Below are 18,303 nucleotides of genomic sequence, written 5' to 3'. Positions count from 1 at the left end.
ATTATTAAATTAAATGTACGTTATAAATACACAGTGTATTGTAATATCGAATGATTAATCTCACTATTAAAGTGCGTATTAATTCGTAAAGTAAAAGTGGGTTTTGTAATTACTTGCCCTTAATGCTTTGCTTACGTAAAATCCCGCTATTATTTATTGTAAAGTGATTGGTATTATCAAACAGCTGTTTAGTGCAACCGGGCCTTTAGCGTTATCTTTAGATGGGTATACGCCTCGCCAACCACAAATTGATATGGCAGTAGCTGTTGCGGATGCATTAAAAAACAGTTCGCAATTAGTTGTTGAAGCAGGCACGGGTACGGGTAAAACATTTGCATATTTAGCCCCTGCACTTAAGTCAAAAGGGCGCACGATAATATCAACAGGTTCTAAAGCTCTACAAGAGCAGCTTTATCACCGCGATTTACCGCAACTAGTTAAAGCTTTAAGTGCTTCAAAAAAAACCGCCTTATTAAAAGGGCGCGCCAATTACCTATGCACCTACCGACTTAATCAACATGTTGCACATGTACCTACTGACGACTCTGACGTAATGCATCAACTAGCTATGGTAGCTAAGTTTGCAAGCGAAACACAATCGGGCGATTTGGCTGATTGTATAGGTATAGAAGATGATGCCAAAGTACTGCCTTATGTAAATTCAACAGCCGATAATTGTTTAGGTAAAGAGTGTCCAGATTTTCAAAGCTGTTATATACGCAAAGCACGTTTAACTGCGGCCGATGCCGATGTGGTTGTAATTAATCACCATTTGTTTTTTGCTGATATGGCTGTAAAAGAAAGTGGCTTTGCTGAACTTATGCCAAAAGCAGATGCTTACATATTTGATGAAGCCCATCAGTTAAGCGAAATTGCCAGCGATTACTTTGGTGAAAGTGTTAGCACTAAAAAGTTGGTAGATTTAATTAATGATTTACGTGCTATTTATAGAGCTGAAATTCCCGATATGCTGCAACTTGGTAAAAGCTTAAACAAGCTTGAGACAAGCGTTGCTGATTTACGTTTACAATTTGGTGTTGATGGCAGCCGTGGCGATTGGCGAGAAAAACTAAGCGATAAACAAATTTGCGCGGCGCTCCATCGTGTGATCAGTGATTTAGATTTTGTTTATCAAGTACTCAAGCTTTGCCTAGATAGAAGCGACAAAATTGAGCATCCATTTGAACGTGCACTTGCGTTTAAAGGGCAGTTAGAGCGGGTTTTTGATACAGCCCAAACCGGCTTTAGTTATTGGTATGAAACAACGCGCCGTTATTTAACAATTAATATAACGCCATTGAATGTATCAGCTAAGTTTGCTCAAATGATGCAAGACACGGGCGCAGGATTTGTATTCACTTCTGCAACACTTTCGGTTGATAACAAACTAGAGCATTTTAATGCAAGCCTAGGTTTAAAGCCAAAACAAAGCATGATGGTAGATAGCCCATTTGACTATCCTAATCAGGCGCTGCTGTGTTTACCTCGCTACTTACCCGAATCGCACGCTGATAATATGCCACATGCAATTGTAAAACTAACGCTTGAGCTTATAAAATCAGCACAAGGGCGTTGTTTTGTGTTATTTACTAGCTATCGAATGATGCACTTAGTGGCCGAAGGGCTAACTACACAAATAGACTACCCAGTTTATATGCAAGGGCAAATGTCTAAGCGTATAATTTTAGAGAAATTTACTCGCCATGGTAATGCGGTATTACTCGGCACGGCTTCTTTTTGGGAAGGTGTCGATGTACGCGGCAGTACATTAAGTTGTGTTATTATAGACAAATTGCCATTTGCAGCCCCTGACGATCCATTGCTACAAGCTAAAATGCAAGATTGCCAAATGCAGGGAAAAGACCCTTTTTCACACATACAATTACCGCAGGCTGTAATTGCGCTAAAGCAAGGTGTAGGGCGTTTAATTCGAGATAGTAAAGACAAAGGCGTACTTGTAATATGTGATAATCGCTTAGTTACACGCCAATATGGCCAAGTATTTTTAAAAAGCTTACCACCGATGCGCCGCACGCGAAGCTTAGAAGATGCCAATACATTTTTAAAACAAATTAATTAGAGTACTAAAATGATCAAAAGTAATATCCTTGCCCTTGATGCTTCAACTGAAGCACTTTCAATTGTTTTACATTACCAGGGCCAAACGTTTCATCATTTTGAAGAGTGTCCGCAGCAGCACAGCCAAAAAATACTTCCACTTGTGGATGAACTTTTAACTAAAGCAAACTGTAAATTAAAAGATTTAGACGTAATTGGTTTTGGCCAGGGGCCAGGTAGTTTCACCGGTGTACGTATTAGTGTTGCTATAGCGCAAGGCTTAGCGTATTCAACTAATTTGCCGCTTGTTGGTGTGTCTACACTGGCTACTATGGCTCAACAAACGTTTGAACAAAAAGGCAGCCTGAGTGTTTATCCAAGTATAGATGCGCGTATGGGGGAGATATACTTTGCACATTACCAAGCGCAAAATAATCTAATGCTTTTAGTTAACCAAGAATGCGTTATAAAACCTGATTTACTAAATAATGACTATATAGCGACCACTGAGCCATCTGTAGCTGTGGGCACGGGCTTTAAAACCTATCCTGATGCGCTAAATGACTTTGAAAACGTGACAATTAATACTGATATTACATTGCCTGATGCGCGTTATATGTTAGCGCATGTTGAAGCCGCGTTTTTAGCGGGTGACGTTGTAAAAGCGAGTGACGCTCAACCTAAATATGTGCGAGATACGGTAACGTGGAAAAAGCTACCAGGGCGTGACTAATCATATTATTTGCAAATTGGTTGTTTTTAAATCATAATTTTATACAATATTAAGGTTGGAGACGCGTAATGACGCTGCCTATTGGTTCAGGTTTTTTTACCGGGGATATTCCGGGTAGGGTTAGCCCTACTAAAGTTGTTACTAATAAACCACAGAGTTTATTAGACCAGCCGGCTGCTCAAAAAACGAATACCGATTATGTAAAAAGCAGTGTCGAGGGCGTCGAACTAGCTAATCAACTGTTTAAAAGCAGTGCTAAAAGCAATGAATACAGCCAAACAATTTACGACCAACCGACAGCTCAAGTAAGTAAAGCGATTTCTACTTATACTGAATTTGCTAATTTAGAACGCAGAGCCGAAGTACAAAATTTAATAGGTGTTGATATATACGCTTAAAGTTTAATTGAGCGTTTTAGATAAATACAGCGATAAAATTCAATAAAAAGCCCGAACATGTGTTCGGGCTTTTTGTGTTCAAAACGAGGTGAAATTTACTGCTCAATAAAGCCAATCAGCTTATCTGCAATATCAGTATTATTTTGTGAGCCGATAAATTGCTCACTGCCTTTGCCATAGGCAAATACTTGAACGTCTACAGCGGTGTGTCCGCCAGTTGTCCAGCCAGTAAAGCTTGCATCACTAATAATACTTTTAACAGCTAAATTAAGCGCTTTTTCTCCCATTTTTTTAGCTTGCTCAAGTTTGATTTGGTTTTCAGTTGTAAATTCAATATTGGTGTTAGCAGTCCATACTGGTTTTAAGTCTTTAGACTCCATAAGTTTGTCTGTTAACTTACTAGCCGTTGCCTTAACACCTTTAATTACGTCTGTTTCCCATTTAAATTGGCCGTGCGAACCAATAGTTAAGCCGCCCGTTGAGTGATCGGCTGTAACTACAAGTATAGTGTCTTTATTTTTATCAACGTACGCTTTTGCTTTTTCGATTGATTTAGCAAAGTCGTCCATTTCAGCCATCGCACACGCTATATCGTTAGAGTGACCACACCAATCAATTTGGCTGCCCTCAATCATCACAAAAAAGCCTTCTTCATTCTGGTTATCTAGTAAACCAAGCGCTTTAGATGTTAACTGAGTAAGGCGAGTTGGGTTCATATCAAGGGCAAATGGCAAGCCTTTGCTTGCATACAAACCTATGGCAGGTATTTGTGTAATTTGTCCCAGATTATTAATATCGTCACCGTATTGGTAACCTGCCGCTTTAAATTCTTCAACTAAATTACGGTCGTCACGAATAAAATATTTAGTACCGCCACCTAGCATTAAATCAACAGGTAATTTACCAGCAATCTTATTATCAATATAATCGTTGGCAATATCATCGTAGTTGTAACGAGATTCATTGTGAGCTGTAAAGCTAGCAGGTGTTGCATGGTTTATTTGTGAAGTTGCTACAAGCGCTGTTGTCATACCGCGCTCTTTTGCCATTTCAAGCATGGTTTTAACTGGCTTTTTATCTGTATCTACAGCAACTGCACCATTATAACTTTTATGGCCGCTACTAAGCGCTGTAGCACCCGCAGCGCTGTCTGTTACATAAGTATGGTCATCAGGGTAGGTGTGAGCCATGCCTTTTAAAATAGTGTCAAAAACCGTGCCTTCTACTTCTTTTGTTGCAGGGTCGTCTTTAAAATAGCGATAAGCCGTGGTGTAAGCCGGACCCATGCCGTCACCAATCATATAAATTACATTTTTAGGTGCTGATTCTGCGTAAGCACCAGAAGCGCTGCATAAAAGCGCTAATAAGCTGATCTGTTTTTTCATGGTTGTACCTTATGAGTGTACCTTATTTAATAGCCGCTGATATTGTATACAGATAGGATGATAAATAAATGAATATCTGAGATATTTATAATTTATACTTTGATTTTATATACATAAAATTATAGTTAACGCTGTTAGTTCTATTTATTTAAATTATACTAGTTATAAGTTAAGTATATACAATGCCGCCACTTTTAAATTGTTCAAAATACATACAGAGTGAGCTTATTAAAAACGGTTAGTTTGTTGTTTTTAGTATAAGTTATTAATAATGTTATGTTTAATTATTATGCTTTGCTTCTTTTTTCATCACGAAGATAATTAAATCGTGAATTTGGCACCATTTTCTAAGTTAGTGGTCTGACAACTTGTATGCTATAAATAATGATGCTCTAAATTAATAAAGGACTTACCGTGCAGCCATTTAATATTGAAACCAATAATTTAAATATCCATGGCTTAAAAGTAGGTTCAGGGAACGAAATAGTAATAGCATTGCATGGGTGGTTAGACAACTGCCATAGCTTTATGCCAATGTTAAACAACGTTAACCCAAAGCATACGTGGTACTGTATTGACTTTGTCGGGCACGGTTTATCATCTTGGCGAAGTGATGATGCACACTATTATTTTGTTGATTATATTGATGATGTGTACCAACTTATAAATGCCCTTGGTGTTAAAAAAGTACATTTAGTTGGGCATTCGATGGGAGCCTTGGTTGCAGGGCTTTTTGCTAGTTGCTTTGGTGATTATGTAAAATCTGTTACCTTTATTGAGGGGATTGGGTGTGTTACAACTCCTAGCGAAGGCGTATGTGAACAGCTAAAAAGTGCAGTATTAAATAGAGCGCGTTTAAAAAATAAGAAGCAGAGAGTTTATAAATCGAAAGAGCTTATTTATGAAGCACGTGCTCAAACAACCGATTTGAATAGTGAGCTTATTGCTCTTTTAATGCAGCGAAATATAAAATCGGTTTTAGATGGTTATACATTAACAACTGATCCAAAGCTTAAAAATCACTCAGGTTTTAGGTTTAATGAGGCGCAATGTATTGGTGCAATAAAAGATTTAATTGCACCGTGCCAATTAATTTTAGGTAACGAAGGTTATTCGTTTGTAAAACAAAATCTGGCAAAGTATATTAGTTATTACAATAGCTTAAAGGTAATTAATGTAGATGGTGGGCACCACTGTCATATGCAAAGCAGTGAACACTGTTTTGAGCATATTCAAGACTTTATGCTGCAAAATGGTGCATGTTAATTGTAAGTTTACGTAAAATGTGGGATTATTCCTCCATTAGAGTATTTGCTCAATTGTTAAAGCGCCTTACTTAGATTAAGGTTAATAAAAATATAATTATAAACAGGGGCTAAGAGTGGAAAAAATCTGGCTTAAGCGCTACCCAGAGGGTATGCCTGAAACAATCGATCCTGAGCATTACAACTCGTTACTCGAAGTGTTCGAAAAAAGTTTTACTGACTACACCGATTTACCTGCATTTACTAATATGGGTAAAACGCTGTCTTATAGCGAAATAGATACAGCAACAAAAAAAGTTGCTTCCTACATTCAAAATGATTTAGGTCTTAAAAAAGGCGACAAAGTTGCCGTAATGATGCCTAATTTACTACAAACACCAGTAACCATTTTAGGTATTTTACGTGCAGGTTGTGTGGTTGTAAATGTTAACCCACTTTACACTGTGCGTGAATTAGAGCATCAGCTAAAGGATTCTGACACTACCGCTATTTTCATTTTAGCAAACTTTGCTGACACACTTGAAAAGTCGCTTGCACACACTGATGTTAAACACATTGTAGTAACGCAAGTAGGCGACATGGTTGGTGGGCTTAAAAAGCTCATAGTTAACTTTGTTGTGAAGCACATTAAAAAAATGGTGCCAAAGTTCAACTTACCAAACACAATTAACTTTTCAGACGTTTTAGCTGCAGACGAAACTAAATATACACGTCCTGAAATGAGCTTGTCAGATCTTGCTTTTTTACAGTACACCGGTGGTACAACAGGTGTATCAAAAGGGGCAATGCTGAGCCATGGCAATATGGTTGGTAACCTTGAGCAAGTTTCAGGCTGTTTAGACAAAGTGTTAAATCGTGGTACAGAAGTTGTTGTTACCGCTTTACCGCTTTATCATATATTTGCTTTAACAGCTAACTGCCTGACGTTTATGAAGTACGGTGGTTTAAATATATTAATCACAAATCCACGAGATATGCCTGGGTTCGTTAAAGAGCTAGGTCAGCATAAATTCACTGCTATTACTGGTGTTAATACGTTATTTAACGGTTTATTAAACACACCAGGTTTTGCTGAGCTTGATTTCAGTCATTTAAAAATGTCACTTGGTGGCGGTATGGCCGTGCAACGTCCTGTTGCTGAAAAATGGCAAAAAGTGACTGGCTCAAAATTAATGGAAGGCTATGGCCTTACAGAATGTTCTCCATTAGTAACTATTAGTCCTTATGATTTAGAAGCATATAATGGCTCTATTGGTTTGCCTGCGCCTAATACTGAGATTAAGCTAATACTTGATAACGGTGAAGAAGCCGCTAAAGGTGAACCAGGTGAAATGTGTGTAAAAGGCCCGCAGGTTATGGTGGGCTATTACAAGCGACCAGATGCAACAGCTGAATGTTTAAAAGATGGCTGGTTTGCAACAGGTGATATTGCAACTTATGACGATGAAGGTTTCTTCTTTATTGTAGATCGCAAAAAAGACATGATCATTGTATCTGGCTTTAATGTTTTCCCTAATGAGATAGAAGAGGTAGTGGCTATGCACGAAGGTGTGCTTGAAGTTGCTGCTATTGGTATTCCTCACGATGTAAGTGGCGAACAAGTTAAAGTTTTTGTTGTTAAAAAAGACCCTTCTTTAACTGAAAAAGATATAATAAGTCACTGTCGTGATAATTTAACTAATTACAAGGTCCCAAAACTGGTAGAGTTTAGGGATGAGTTACCTAAAACTAACGTAGGTAAAATACTCCGAAGAGCCTTGAAAGATTAGCAACCTATAAAAAAGCCGACATATGTCGGCTTTTTTATTGTAGGAGATTAAGTGCAATACCAATTGATCGAAACCCAAAATCAACTGAACACTTTTGTTGAACAAATAAAAAATAAGCCTATTTTAGCTATTGATACTGAGTTTATGCGTCGTCGCACTTTGTATCCAGAAGTTGCACTTATCCAAGTTTTTGATGGTGAGCATTTAGCGCTTATCGATCCGTTAGCTGAGCTCTCATTATTCGATTTTTGGGAAATACTAAAAGATCCTAGTGTTTTAAAAGTACTGCATTCTCCTTCAGAAGATATTGAGGTTTTTCAAAAATACGCAGGCTTTGTTCCATCCCCACTTTTTGATACACAATTTGCGTTGCAGTTACTTGGGGAAGGTAACTGTATGGGCTTTGCCCTTATGGTAAAAGAGTTGCAAGGTATTGAAATAGATAAAAGTGAGTCACGCACTAACTGGCTGCAACGTCCGTTAACTAAAAAACAGTTAGATTATGCTGCTGCAGATACTTTTTACTTATTGCCGTGTTTCGAGCTGATTATAGAGCGTATTAATGCCGCTGGGTTCTTTGACATTGTAATAAACGAAAGTGAATTGATAGCTAAAAAACGTGCGTTTCAAACACCAGACGAGCTTTTATATAAAGATATTAAAAATGCATGGCAACTCAAACCGCACGAACTTGCGGTTTTAAAAGAACTTGCTGTATGGCGCAGAAACAAAGCCATTAAGAAAAATTTAGCGCTAAATTTTGTGTTAAAAGAACATAACATGACTGAAATTGCCAAACGTGGTCCTTCAAGTTTAAATGCTCTACGTCAAATTCCAGGAGTTGAAGCTATTGAAGTTAATCGCTCTGGTGTAGATATAATCAAGTGTATTGAAGTTGCCAAAGCAGTACCAGATGCTGAGCATCCTGAAGTACTTAAGCGCTTAATTGATTTTCCTACTTATAAAAAAGTAGCCAAAGATATTAAACAAAAGATCACTAAAGTCGCTAAAGAGCACAACATACCAGAAGACGTTATGGCCTCTAAAAAGCAAATTAATCAATTGATTAGTTGGAATTGGAAGTTAACTAATGAGCAAAAACAAAGCCATATTAAGCCTGATTTATTAAGCTCTTGGCGATATACCTACGTTAAAGACGCTTTAAAAGAGTGGGATACTTAAGACTAGATATTTTTTTTACTGTGTAATACTTATACCAATCCGCAATAATACTTAATCATTTTGCGGCGCTAAACGTGTCGTTACCTGTGTTAAAAAAATCTCATTTAGAACAACTAAATAGTGATTTTTTTTTGCCTAGCTATCAACACGTTTTTCCATCCTCAAAATAGATCACTTAATTAAGCGAATTGGTATTATCTATAATTTTTGTGTTACATAGTAGAAAAGTTTTAGTTGCATGCAAGGGATTAAAACGTAGATATTTAGAAAGTTATTAAAAAGTAAATGAAAATAAAGAGGGCGCTTATAAAGCGCCCTTTCTTCAATTACTTCTTTTCTTCATCAGGTAGTGTAACGTTTAGCTCAAGTACGGCTAAATCGTCTTCGTTTTGATCAAACTGAACCTGAACTGCATCGGTACTTACGTTCACGTATTTACGGATCACATCTAAAATATCTTGTTTTAATTGTGGTAAGTAATCCGGCGTTCCTCGCTGAGAACGCTCGTGCGCGACAATGATCTGCAATCGCTCTTTTGCTAGTGACGCACTGTTTTTCTTTTCTGAGCGGAAGTAGTCAAGTAAAGACACGTTAACCTCCAAAAATCCGTTTAAATAAGCCTTTTTTCTCAACGTCTAAGAAGCGAAAATCGACGGTTTCACCTAGTAAGCGGTTAATTGCATCAGAATAAGCTTGGCCTGCATCAGATTCTGTATCCAATATAACAGGTTGGCCTGAGTTTGAAGCACTTAATACCGCTTGCGATTCAGGAATAACCCCTAATAATGGGATTGACAGAATATCTTGCACATCTTCTACCGATAGCATTTCACCTTTTTCAACACGACCAGGGTTATAGCGTGTTAATAGTAAGTGTTCTTTAATATTTTCTAGGCCTTCTTCAGCACGTTTTGATTTGCTGTGTAAAATACCTAAAATACGATCTGAATCTCGAACTGACGACACCTCTGGGTTTGTTGTAACAATTGCTTCATCAGCAAAGTACATCGCCATCATAGCGCCAGCTTCAATACCTGCTGGTGAATCACATACTATGTAATCAAAGTCTTCTTTTAGTTCATTTAGTACGCGTTCAACACCTTCACGTGTTAAAGCATCTTTATCACGAGTTTGTGAAGCAGGAAGTAAAAATAATTTATCTACACGTTTATCTTTAATAAGCGCTTGGTTAAGGTTTGCCTCACCATTAATTACATTTACAAAGTCATAAACAACGCGGCGTTCACAACCCATAATTAAATCTAAGTTACGTAAACCAATATCAAAGTCGATAATAACTGTTTTATAGCCTTTTAACGCTAAGCCTGTGCCAATTGCAGCACTTGATGTTGTTTTACCAACACCGCCTTTACCTGAGGTAACGACAATTACTTTTGCCATGAGATTTATCCTTTAACCAAAGCTGAAATTTCTAATGATTCGTCTTTTTGTTGTATTTGCACTGCATTTCCCCAATGTTCACCTTGTAGCGAATCACTGATCCAGTAATTACCATCTATTGAAACCAGCTCGGCTTCAAGTTTTTGGCAAAAAATATGTGCTTCTTTAAAACCTTTTGCGCCTGCAATAGCGCGACCGCGTAGGGTGCCATAAATATGCACATTCCCATCGGCAATGACTTCCGCACCATGACTAACTGCGCCAAGTACTATCAAATCTCTATCTTTTGCATAAACTTGTTGTCCAGAGCGAACTGTACCGCTGATAATTTGCGCTGGTAAATGCACCGTTTTTTCTACAATCGATGTATTGGGCTCTTGTTTAACAGGTTCGCTCTTAACGTCTTGTGAATAATTTAAAACAGATAAGCCAGCAGCCTTTGCTTGAGTATGTTGCTCATCTGAGCCATTACACACACCAACCGCATTAAAACTCATTCGCTCGATTAATGATTTTAAGTGAACAAAATCAAGTGAACTGTTTTTAATTTCAATTAAATTAACGACAATAGGCGCACCCTCAAAAAACTTAGGGGCTTGGGCTATTTTTACATACAGTTGTTCTGCTAAAAGGTTTATATCAGTACTATAAAGATGCAAAACTGATAACGTAAAAAGATTCCCTTTTAACTCAAAAATTTGGTCCGACATACACGCTCAATTGATTTGTCTGATTAGAAATTAATTTTAGATAAACGTAGGCTGAATAGGGCCTTTATTGAAATTTCTAATCTAATTTTTCTAACTTATTATTACTCTCATGTTATAGTGTGCGGCATTGTTAAGCAAGAATTTATAGGGCCATAATGCTCACTGCAGTATATAAAAGTAAGAAAAAAGCGGATACGTTCTTATTTGTTGAAAAAAGAGATGATTTTAGTAAAGTTCCGGAACCTTTGATGGCTATGTTTGGTCAACCTGTTTATGTGATGATCATCAATTTAGCAAAACGTGAGCATTTAGGTGGGGCAGATTTAGAAACTGTAAAAGCAGCGTTATCAAATCCTGATAAAGGCTACTACTTACAAATTCCACCACCTGAGCAAAATTTGCTAAGCCAATTACGAAAAGACAATGGAGTTGATAGTGATTAAAAAACTTATCGTTATATTATGTGGTGTATGTTTAAGCTCACCTGTTATGGCAAAAACTCAGGCTGAATTTCAAGATTATTTAGCGAATTTAAAGCAAGAAGCTATCGCAAAAGGTTACGAAGCCAAACTTATTGACGATGCGTTTGCAACAGCAACGTATAAAGAAAAAGTGGTTTCGGCTGACAAAAACCAGCCAGAAGTTAAAGAAACCCTTGAAACGTATTTACCAAAACGTGTACCACAATGGAAAATTGACCGCGCACGTAAGCTTTACGCAGAAAACAAAGAGGTACTTGAAAAAGTAGCGAAAGAGTTTGGCGTACAAGCACGCTTTATAGTCGCGCTTTGGGGGCTTGAAAGTAACTTTGGTACAATTCAAGGCGGTCATAACGTTATTTCATCATTAGTGACACTTGCTTTTGATGGACGCCGAGAAGCACTTTATAAGCGCCAACTTTGGGCTGCACTGGATATTTTAAAGTCGGGCCACATAACGCTTGATAAATTTAAAGGCTCTTGGGCAGGCGCAATGGGGCAAACGCAATTTATGCCTACCTCTTTTAATGCTTACGCGGTTGATTACAATAACGATGGTCGTAAAGATATTTGGACTACAAAAGAAGATGCTTTTGCCTCAATTGCTAATTACCTAAAGCAAGAAGGCTGGAATGACTCTCTTACGTGGGGTCGCCAAGTTCAGTTACCTGAAAACTTTGATAGTAAATACGTTTTAGTGCGTGGTACAAAAACTCGCAAGCAGTGGTTAGAATATTGGAACGACTCAGAGCGCTCATTAGCTGATTGGCAAGCACTGGGTGTTCGTAAAGCTGATGGTTCTGATTTACCTAATGTAGACGTACGTGCTGCGCTGGTTATGCCTGATGATATAAATGGACGTATGTACTTAGCGTACGATAACTACAAAGTGTTTATGCATTGGAATCGCTCGTATTACTTTGCTACTAGTGTAGGTTACTTGTCGGATAGAATTGGTTATCCAAAAATCTAATTTTTAAAATATACCTATAAATAAAGCCGCAATTGCGGCTTTATTCTTTTTTGAATATCTTTTCTTTTAGGTCAATAACTTTACCAATTCCAGAACCTAGCTTCATTAGCTTATTAAGTTGCTCTGGCGTTAAACGCTGTAGTTCTGATGACCATTTAGTGACGGTTTCAAGTAGGTTGTGAATCTCACCCATTTGTTTTTGTGCGTAAAGTTCATCGTCGTTACTGGCTTCGTCTAATAAGTTATCGCGTAGTAGTGTTAAGGTGGGCTCAATTTCACGTTTTTTACGTTCTTCAAATACGCGATTTGCCATATCCCAAATATCGCCAGCAGGGGCGTAGTACTCTTTACGATCGCCAGGAATATGCTGTACTTTAATTAACTGCCACGATTGCAGCTCTTTAATGCCCATACTTACATTACCGCGAGAAATACTAAGCGCATCTGCAATCTCATTAGCTGTCATTGGGTTTTTAGTAATAATCAGCAAACCACACATTTGTCCGATCGTACGATTGAATCCCCATCGGCTGCCCATCTCACCACAATGCATTACAAAGGCAAAATTCTTTTCGGATAAACTCATAGCTTAGTAACTTTCAGTAATTTCAGAAAGTAAATGCTAGCACGCTCATTATGGATAGCAAGTTCTTAGCAGGCTTATAAGTTAATTTAAATGACTAAAATATGATTTAGATTAATATTTATACATCTATATTAGGATATGTTGTACACAACAATACGTAAATAAATCCTTATTTTAATTTTTTTTCACATACGATGGAATGACTATGAAAGCTGCAATTAATACTCAATACAAAGGTAAATTAGAAATAACAGACTTACCAATTCCTGAGGTGGGAATAAATGATGTTTTAGTAAAAATAGCGGCCTGTGGCGTTTGCCATACCGATTTACATGCCTGTCATGGGGATTGGCCAGTAAAACCAAAAATGCCATTAGTACCAGGGCACGAAGGTGTCGGTGTTATCGAAAAAGTCGGAAGCAACATTAAGCACTTAGAAGTTGGCGATAGAGTCGGTATTCCTTGGCTCTATAGTGCATGTGGGCACTGTGAGTTTTGCCTAGATGGTAAAGAAACACTGTGTTTATCGCAGCACAATACTGGCTATTCTATTGACGGTAGTTATGCAGAATATTGTTTAGCGCATGGCGACTACGTTGTAAAAATACCAGAAGAACTCGGTTTTTCTGAGGCTGCTCCATTATTTTGTGCAGGTGTTACAACCTATAAAGCATTAAAAGTATCCGGTGCTAAACCAGGGCAGTGGGTTGCTATTGTTGGTGTGGGCGGGCTTGGTCATTTAGCAGTACAGTACGCTAAAGCAATGGGTTTTAATGTAATAGCTGTTGATACAGGTAAAGAAAAACTCGCGCTTGCTAAAGAGCTAGGCGCAGATATCACCCTCGATTTTAAAGAGGTGGTTCCAAGCGAAGCTATTTTTGAACAAGTCGGTGGCGCGCATGGTGTTGTGTGTACTGCGGTGTCTAAAGCGGGGTTTGAACAAGCCTATAAAAGTGTACGCCGTGGCGGTAAATGCGTATTAGTGGGATTACCTCCAGAGGATATGCCACTTCCTATTTTTGATACTGTGCTTAATGGCATTTCAGTAGTTGGCTCTATTGTTGGTACACGTAAAGATTTGCAAGAATGCTTGGAATTTGCCGCTCAAGGTAAAGTAAAAGCGATTATTGAAGAAAAACGCTTAGAGGACATTAACGAAATTTTTGATGATATGCTCAAAGGTGAAATTAACGGTCGCATAGTGGTTACTATTTAATTTAGATTAAGCGTTTATAAAACACAAAAAAGCACGGCTTCTAAATTAGAAAACCGTGCTTTTTAAGTATTTAACTAACCTGAGCGCTGAAAATAGCTGCTTGAGATAGATTTATTTATCCAGAGTTCAGGTTAACCAATTAAAGTGTGTAACTAAAACTTAGTTTTGCATTACGCTCTTCCCCTGGCATACCACCTAAAAACATAGCTTTTGAGTAATACTTTTTGTTGAACAAGTTATTTAAGTTTAACTGCATATGCCATTTATCAGTTGTATACGATACAGCTGTATCGTAAGTCGTATAACTTGGTACATAACCATCAGGAATCGAGAATGAACTTGAATTAGTACTTCTGTTATCTACAAACGTAATACCACCACTTATATTTACAGCTTCAGGTAAATTAAACATATCTGCGTAGTAGGTTACCCACGTACTTGCTGTTACGTAAGGCACACCTTTTTGGCGTGTGTCGTAACTGCTGCTATTAGGATTACTTTTGTCACGTGCATCTTGATAAATACCGTTTACGTTTACTTTCCATTTATCGTTCAAGTAAGCATTTAAATCAAGCTCAACACCTTTTGTTTGCTCTTTACCATCATAATAGCTTTCAGGTACATCTGAGCCTGATGTTAATGCGTCATAAAGCGGGTTTGCGTATTCTAAATTAGTACGAGAGCTTTCAAATATAACAACAGATGCGAGTAGTTGGTCATCAAATGCTTTAAATCTAAAGCCTAGGTCGTTACTTATAGACTCTGAATCTTCACGGTCAGCTTCGTTACCTGCCACAGAGCCTAATACACTATACGCTGTACGCCCTTTTGAATGATTTACAAATACAGATAAATCTTCAGATGGCTGATACGTTGCACCAAGGTTATACGTTAAGCCAGAATCTGATGTACTCGCTTCAGGTGTTGGCTCTGCACGGCTAGAACTGTAGCGCTCATCAACACCAAAGTGCTCATAAGTTTGCTCAATTCGGTTATACGCCACACCAATACGCGTCGTAAGTTCTTCAGTTATGTAACCAACATGTTGAATGCCTAAGCCCCATGCTTGTACTTTTTTATTGTAGTCACTTGTTTTAAGCGGATCGTAATCTTCAAAGTTACCGGTTGGCCAATTTGGTTCTCTTATATCGTAAATATACGGCAACGAACCTTGGTACGTTACATCACCATCATTGTTTGTGAGTACGTAATCTTGATCCCATATTGAGAATTGTTTAAAACGAATATCTCTATCTTCGTAGTTGGCGTTAACTAGTAATTCGTTATCTACGTCGCCTAACATAAAGTCATAACGTAAATCTAAGAAGTACTGCCATGATTTTTCATCTGCTTCTACTTGGCGGTATTCTTGGCGGCGTGCTGCATACGGGTAAAGTACACCGTCTTCAACTAATGGAGCACGAGGGTCGTTATTAATTATTCCATCGCGTGTTGAATATACGTAGTTATATGCACCTGTTTGGCGCGCAAAACTTGATGTGTAGTTACGGTACTGTAGCTGCTGGTTTAAAAATAAATCGTCAGTAATGTAATAGTTATGCGTTAATTTAAAACGCAGCTCTTCACCTTCGTTAGCATCAGCCATTGGTGAAATAATACCATTTGTGCCAAAGCTATAAGGTGTTAAGCCATCAAATGCTGATAATGAATTAGCAAGTTGGTCGCGCTGTGCATCACTTAACTGTACGCCGCTTCCTGTCGGATCGTTTACTAAATCGGCACCAGTTACTTCACCCGCGCTTAAGCCGTTTGCAGTTTCTGCACTGTAAATACGAATAGGATGACCAATAGAATCAACCGCTATTTCATCTTTTATATAGGCTGCAGAAAGCATGATGTTTTGTCTGTCATTAAGCACGTATTTAAGTGAGGTATAAATTTCGTCGCGATCTTCTTTTAAATCGCGAAATCCGTCACTTGACGCTGTTTTAGCCATAACACGATAAGCTAAATCATCTGTTATAGCGTTAGTGCTATCAAACGATAATGAATAGCTATCCCACTGGCCAAGCTCAGCCGATACTTTGTGTTTTTCTTCAAACTCTGGCTTTTTTTCAATTAGGTTAATTACGCCACCTGCGCTACCAATGCCATATAAACCTGTTGCAGGGCCTTTTAAAACCTCAACAGATTCAACATTTGTAAGTGAACGAGTTGGGTTAAATGTATTCCCCAGGCCTGCACCACCATACATACCATCGTAGGTGTAGTTTGCATCTAAACCACGAATTACTAAGTTATCACCAATACCGTAATTATTACCTGCTTGTGTTAAGCCACTTACGTTTCTAACTAAATCTTGTAAGCTATCTACACCTTGGGATTCAATCAGTTCTCGGTCAATAATTACAACCGGTGCAGGAGTTTCCATTAAAGACATGTCTGATTTAGTAGCAAGACCAGAGCTCATCACCACGCGGTTTTGCTTTTCGTATACGCTGATGCGTTCAATATCAGCATCAACTTGTGTATTTTGGGCAAATGCCATATTTGCATTTAAACAAGCAAGAGTAATAAGAGAGTACTTAAACGTTTTCATAGAGTGATAACTATTCGCGTTATTGAATTTTCGCGAATGATAATGGTTATTGTTTTTAAAGTGAATAGAAAGTTCATTTTATTTGATTAAATAAAACTGTTCGGATAATTAATAGACAAAAGCTAGTCTAATAGGGGGGCGGTGACCCTTTTATGGCATATTCAATATAGGTGAGAGTTTTATTAAGGCTGAGTAAACTCAGCCTTAATAGCGTGTATTTACAACTGGTTTTTATAAACAACACCTGCTTTCATTACAAAAGGTACTGCCTCTAAGGTTTTAATACTTTTAAGAGGATTTGCTTTTACCGCAATTATATCAGCTGCAAATCCGGTTTTAATTTGTCCTAACTGAGTATCCATTTTTAATAACTTAGCGCTATTAATAGTTGATGCTTGAATGGCTTGTAGTTCTGTCATGCCAAATTCAACCATGCGGCTAAACTGTTTTGCATTATCTCCGTGCGGGTAAATTGCTGCATCGGTACCAAAGACCATTTTAACACCCGCTTTTACAGCACGGCTAAAGCTATCACGTTGCCTTTTAGAAACTTGGCGCTCTTTATTTAGGTTTTCTTCGTCTACGCCGTTTTGCTCGCCATAAGTGAGTGTGTATTCGGTGTTATAAATATCCATAGAAAGCCAAGTTCCATGCTCTTTGGCAAGCGCTATCGCTTCGTCATCTAAAAAGCTGGCATGCTCTACGCTATCAACACCTGCTTTAATGGCTGTTTTTATACCGCTTGTACCGTGTGCGTGAGCAGCTACTGGTAAATCTCGCATATGGGCTTCATCAACAATGGCTTTCATTTCTTCAAAAGAATACTGCTGTGCACCTACTTTAGTCCCTTTTGAAAATACTCCACCTGTGGCGCAAAACTTAATAGCATTTGCCCCGTATTTAATATTTTCGCGTACTTTTATACGCGCAGCCCATGGACCGTCTGCGACGCCACTTGAAGTATATTTAAGCTCAGGAGGCAGGCGGTTGTTATCACAGTGCCCGCCAGTAATGCCGAGTGATGGGCCTGCAGCCCAAATACGAGGGCCAACTATGTCACCCGCATTTATGCCGTCACGCACGGCTATGACGCTGTAACCTTCTGCGCCAACATTACGTACTGTTGTAAATCCAGCTTCTAAGGTTTTTTTAGCAAAATGAGCCGCTTTAATCGCCATTCTAGGAACTGACTGGCCTAAACGTTCACTGCGCGGCACCGTAGGGTCACTCGTTAAATGCACATGCATATCCATTAAACCAGGCATAAGGGTCAAATCAGGGAGTTGAATATGTTTATCATCTTTAGTTAGCGTTGGTTTTTTATTTTGTTCAATGTTTGTAATTACGCCATCATCAATAGTAATTAAGGGTGATTTAATGAGCTTGCCATCTTTAACATCAACCATGGCTTTAGCCGATAGGTATGTAACTGCATGGCTATTAAAAGCGGTTAAGCAGAGTAAGGCAATAGAGGTGCTGAGTAGTTGTTTTTTCATTTTATTTTTCTTTTAAATCATATTTGAATTAATAGAAATGTAACAAGTTCAGATAAAAGTGCAAATTTAATACGATGAATGCAATCTATCGT

The 18,303-nt window shown here is 38.2% G+C and carries 16 protein-coding genes; 9 read left to right on the top strand and 7 right to left on the bottom strand.

The genetic code is table 11. The features are described from left to right. The first annotated feature begins 163 nt into the window (after positions 1–163). The 3 genes from GQR47_RS12760 to GQR47_RS12750 all read left to right on the top strand — a co-directional run bounded on the left by GQR47_RS12760 (position 164) and on the right by GQR47_RS12750 (position 3,189). Complete coding sequence (locus GQR47_RS12760; protein ID WP_002960248.1) at positions 164–2,080, top strand: ATP-dependent DNA helicase; 1,917 nt, start codon at positions 164–166, stop codon at positions 2,078–2,080. Between the two features lie 9 nt (positions 2,081–2,089). Beyond that, positions 2,090–2,791 (top strand): tRNA (adenosine(37)-N6)-threonylcarbamoyltransferase complex dimerization subunit type 1 TsaB, encoded by a 702-nt coding sequence (gene tsaB, locus GQR47_RS12755; protein WP_024595264.1) that lies wholly within the window; start codon positions 2,090–2,092, stop codon positions 2,789–2,791. Positions 2,792–2,859: 68 nt separating this feature from the next. Then, positions 2,860–3,189 (top strand): hypothetical protein, encoded by a 330-nt coding sequence (locus tag GQR47_RS12750; protein WP_007580633.1) that lies wholly within the window; start codon positions 2,860–2,862, stop codon positions 3,187–3,189. Positions 3,190–3,284: 95 nt separating this feature from the next. On the opposite strand, the gene GQR47_RS12745 is transcribed toward GQR47_RS12750, so the two are convergent. Continuing rightward, positions 3,285–4,574 carry an alkaline phosphatase gene (locus GQR47_RS12745; protein ID WP_165723879.1) on the bottom strand — a complete coding sequence of 430 codons (1,290 nt, stop codon included), beginning with the start codon at positions 4,572–4,574 and terminating at the stop codon, positions 3,285–3,287. A 414-nt stretch (positions 4,575–4,988) separates the two neighbouring features. On the opposite strand from GQR47_RS12745, the gene GQR47_RS12740 reads away from it, so the two are divergent. The 3 genes from GQR47_RS12740 (at position 4,989) to rnd (ending at position 8,790) form a co-directional block, all read left to right on the top strand. Then, complete coding sequence (locus GQR47_RS12740; protein WP_165723878.1) at positions 4,989–5,840, top strand: alpha/beta hydrolase; 852 nt, start codon at positions 4,989–4,991, stop codon at positions 5,838–5,840. 115 nt (positions 5,841–5,955) lie between these two features. Next, the gene (gene fadD, locus GQR47_RS12735) at positions 5,956–7,608 is read left to right on the top strand and encodes a long-chain-fatty-acid--CoA ligase FadD (RefSeq protein WP_165723877.1); all 1,653 of its coding nucleotides are present in this window, start codon (positions 5,956–5,958) and stop codon (positions 7,606–7,608) included. Positions 7,609–7,659: 51 nt separating this feature from the next. Then, positions 7,660–8,790: a ribonuclease D gene (gene rnd / locus GQR47_RS12730; RefSeq protein WP_165723876.1), complete on the top strand. Its 1,131-nt coding sequence runs from the start codon at positions 7,660–7,662 to the stop codon at positions 8,788–8,790. A 326-nt stretch (positions 8,791–9,116) separates the two neighbouring features. On the opposite strand, the gene minE is transcribed toward rnd, so the two are convergent. From minE to minC, 3 genes are read right to left on the bottom strand one after another with little or no spacing between them, the layout of a single operon-like run. After that, complete coding sequence (gene minE / locus GQR47_RS12725) at positions 9,117–9,380, bottom strand: cell division topological specificity factor MinE (protein ID WP_004334706.1); 264 nt, start codon at positions 9,378–9,380, stop codon at positions 9,117–9,119. A gap of 1 nt (position 9,381) precedes the next feature. Continuing rightward, positions 9,382–10,191: a septum site-determining protein MinD gene (gene minD, locus GQR47_RS12720; RefSeq protein WP_004334708.1), complete on the bottom strand. Its 810-nt coding sequence runs from the start codon at positions 10,189–10,191 to the stop codon at positions 9,382–9,384. Between the two features lie 5 nt (positions 10,192–10,196). Beyond that, positions 10,197–10,901 (bottom strand): septum site-determining protein MinC, encoded by a 705-nt coding sequence (minC, locus tag GQR47_RS12715; RefSeq protein ID WP_024596847.1) that lies wholly within the window; start codon positions 10,899–10,901, stop codon positions 10,197–10,199. 155 nt (positions 10,902–11,056) lie between these two features. On the opposite strand from minC, the gene GQR47_RS12710 reads away from it, so the two are divergent. Together GQR47_RS12710 and GQR47_RS12705 are read left to right on the top strand one after the other, a co-directional pair. Beyond that, positions 11,057–11,344 (top strand): YcgL domain-containing protein, encoded by a 288-nt coding sequence (locus GQR47_RS12710; protein WP_004334712.1) that lies wholly within the window; start codon positions 11,057–11,059, stop codon positions 11,342–11,344. Beyond that, on the top strand, positions 11,337–12,353 hold the full coding sequence (locus tag GQR47_RS12705) for a lytic murein transglycosylase (RefSeq protein WP_004334714.1): 1,017 nt from the start codon (positions 11,337–11,339) through the stop codon (positions 12,351–12,353). The genes GQR47_RS12710 and GQR47_RS12705 overlap by 8 nt, the downstream gene beginning before the upstream one ends. Before the next feature lie 40 nt (positions 12,354–12,393). Here the strand turns inward: GQR47_RS12705 and GQR47_RS12700 are convergent, their stop codons facing one another. Continuing rightward, entirely contained in the window at positions 12,394–12,939 is a 546-nt protein-coding gene (locus GQR47_RS12700; protein ID WP_024596846.1) for a MarR family transcriptional regulator, read from the bottom strand. 205 nt (positions 12,940–13,144) lie between these two features. On the opposite strand from GQR47_RS12700, the gene adhP reads away from it, so the two are divergent. After that, complete coding sequence (gene adhP / locus GQR47_RS12695) at positions 13,145–14,155, top strand: alcohol dehydrogenase AdhP (RefSeq protein ID WP_024596845.1); 1,011 nt, start codon at positions 13,145–13,147, stop codon at positions 14,153–14,155. Between the two features lie 139 nt (positions 14,156–14,294). Here the strand turns inward: adhP and GQR47_RS12690 are convergent, their stop codons facing one another. Further along, entirely contained in the window at positions 14,295–16,715 is a 2,421-nt protein-coding gene (locus GQR47_RS12690) for a TonB-dependent receptor (RefSeq protein ID WP_165723875.1), read from the bottom strand. 218 nt (positions 16,716–16,933) lie between these two features. Further along, entirely contained in the window at positions 16,934–18,211 is a 1,278-nt protein-coding gene (locus GQR47_RS12685; protein ID WP_165723874.1) for an amidohydrolase family protein, read from the bottom strand. Positions 18,212–18,303: the final 92 nt, after the last annotated feature.

It is taken from the genome of Pseudoalteromonas sp. Z1A2 (assembly GCF_011378755.1).
Lineage (GTDB): Bacteria > Pseudomonadota > Gammaproteobacteria > Enterobacterales > Alteromonadaceae > Pseudoalteromonas > Pseudoalteromonas distincta.
Note: the sequence above shows the minus strand (reverse complement) of the source record. Positions and strands in the feature narration are given on the sequence as shown.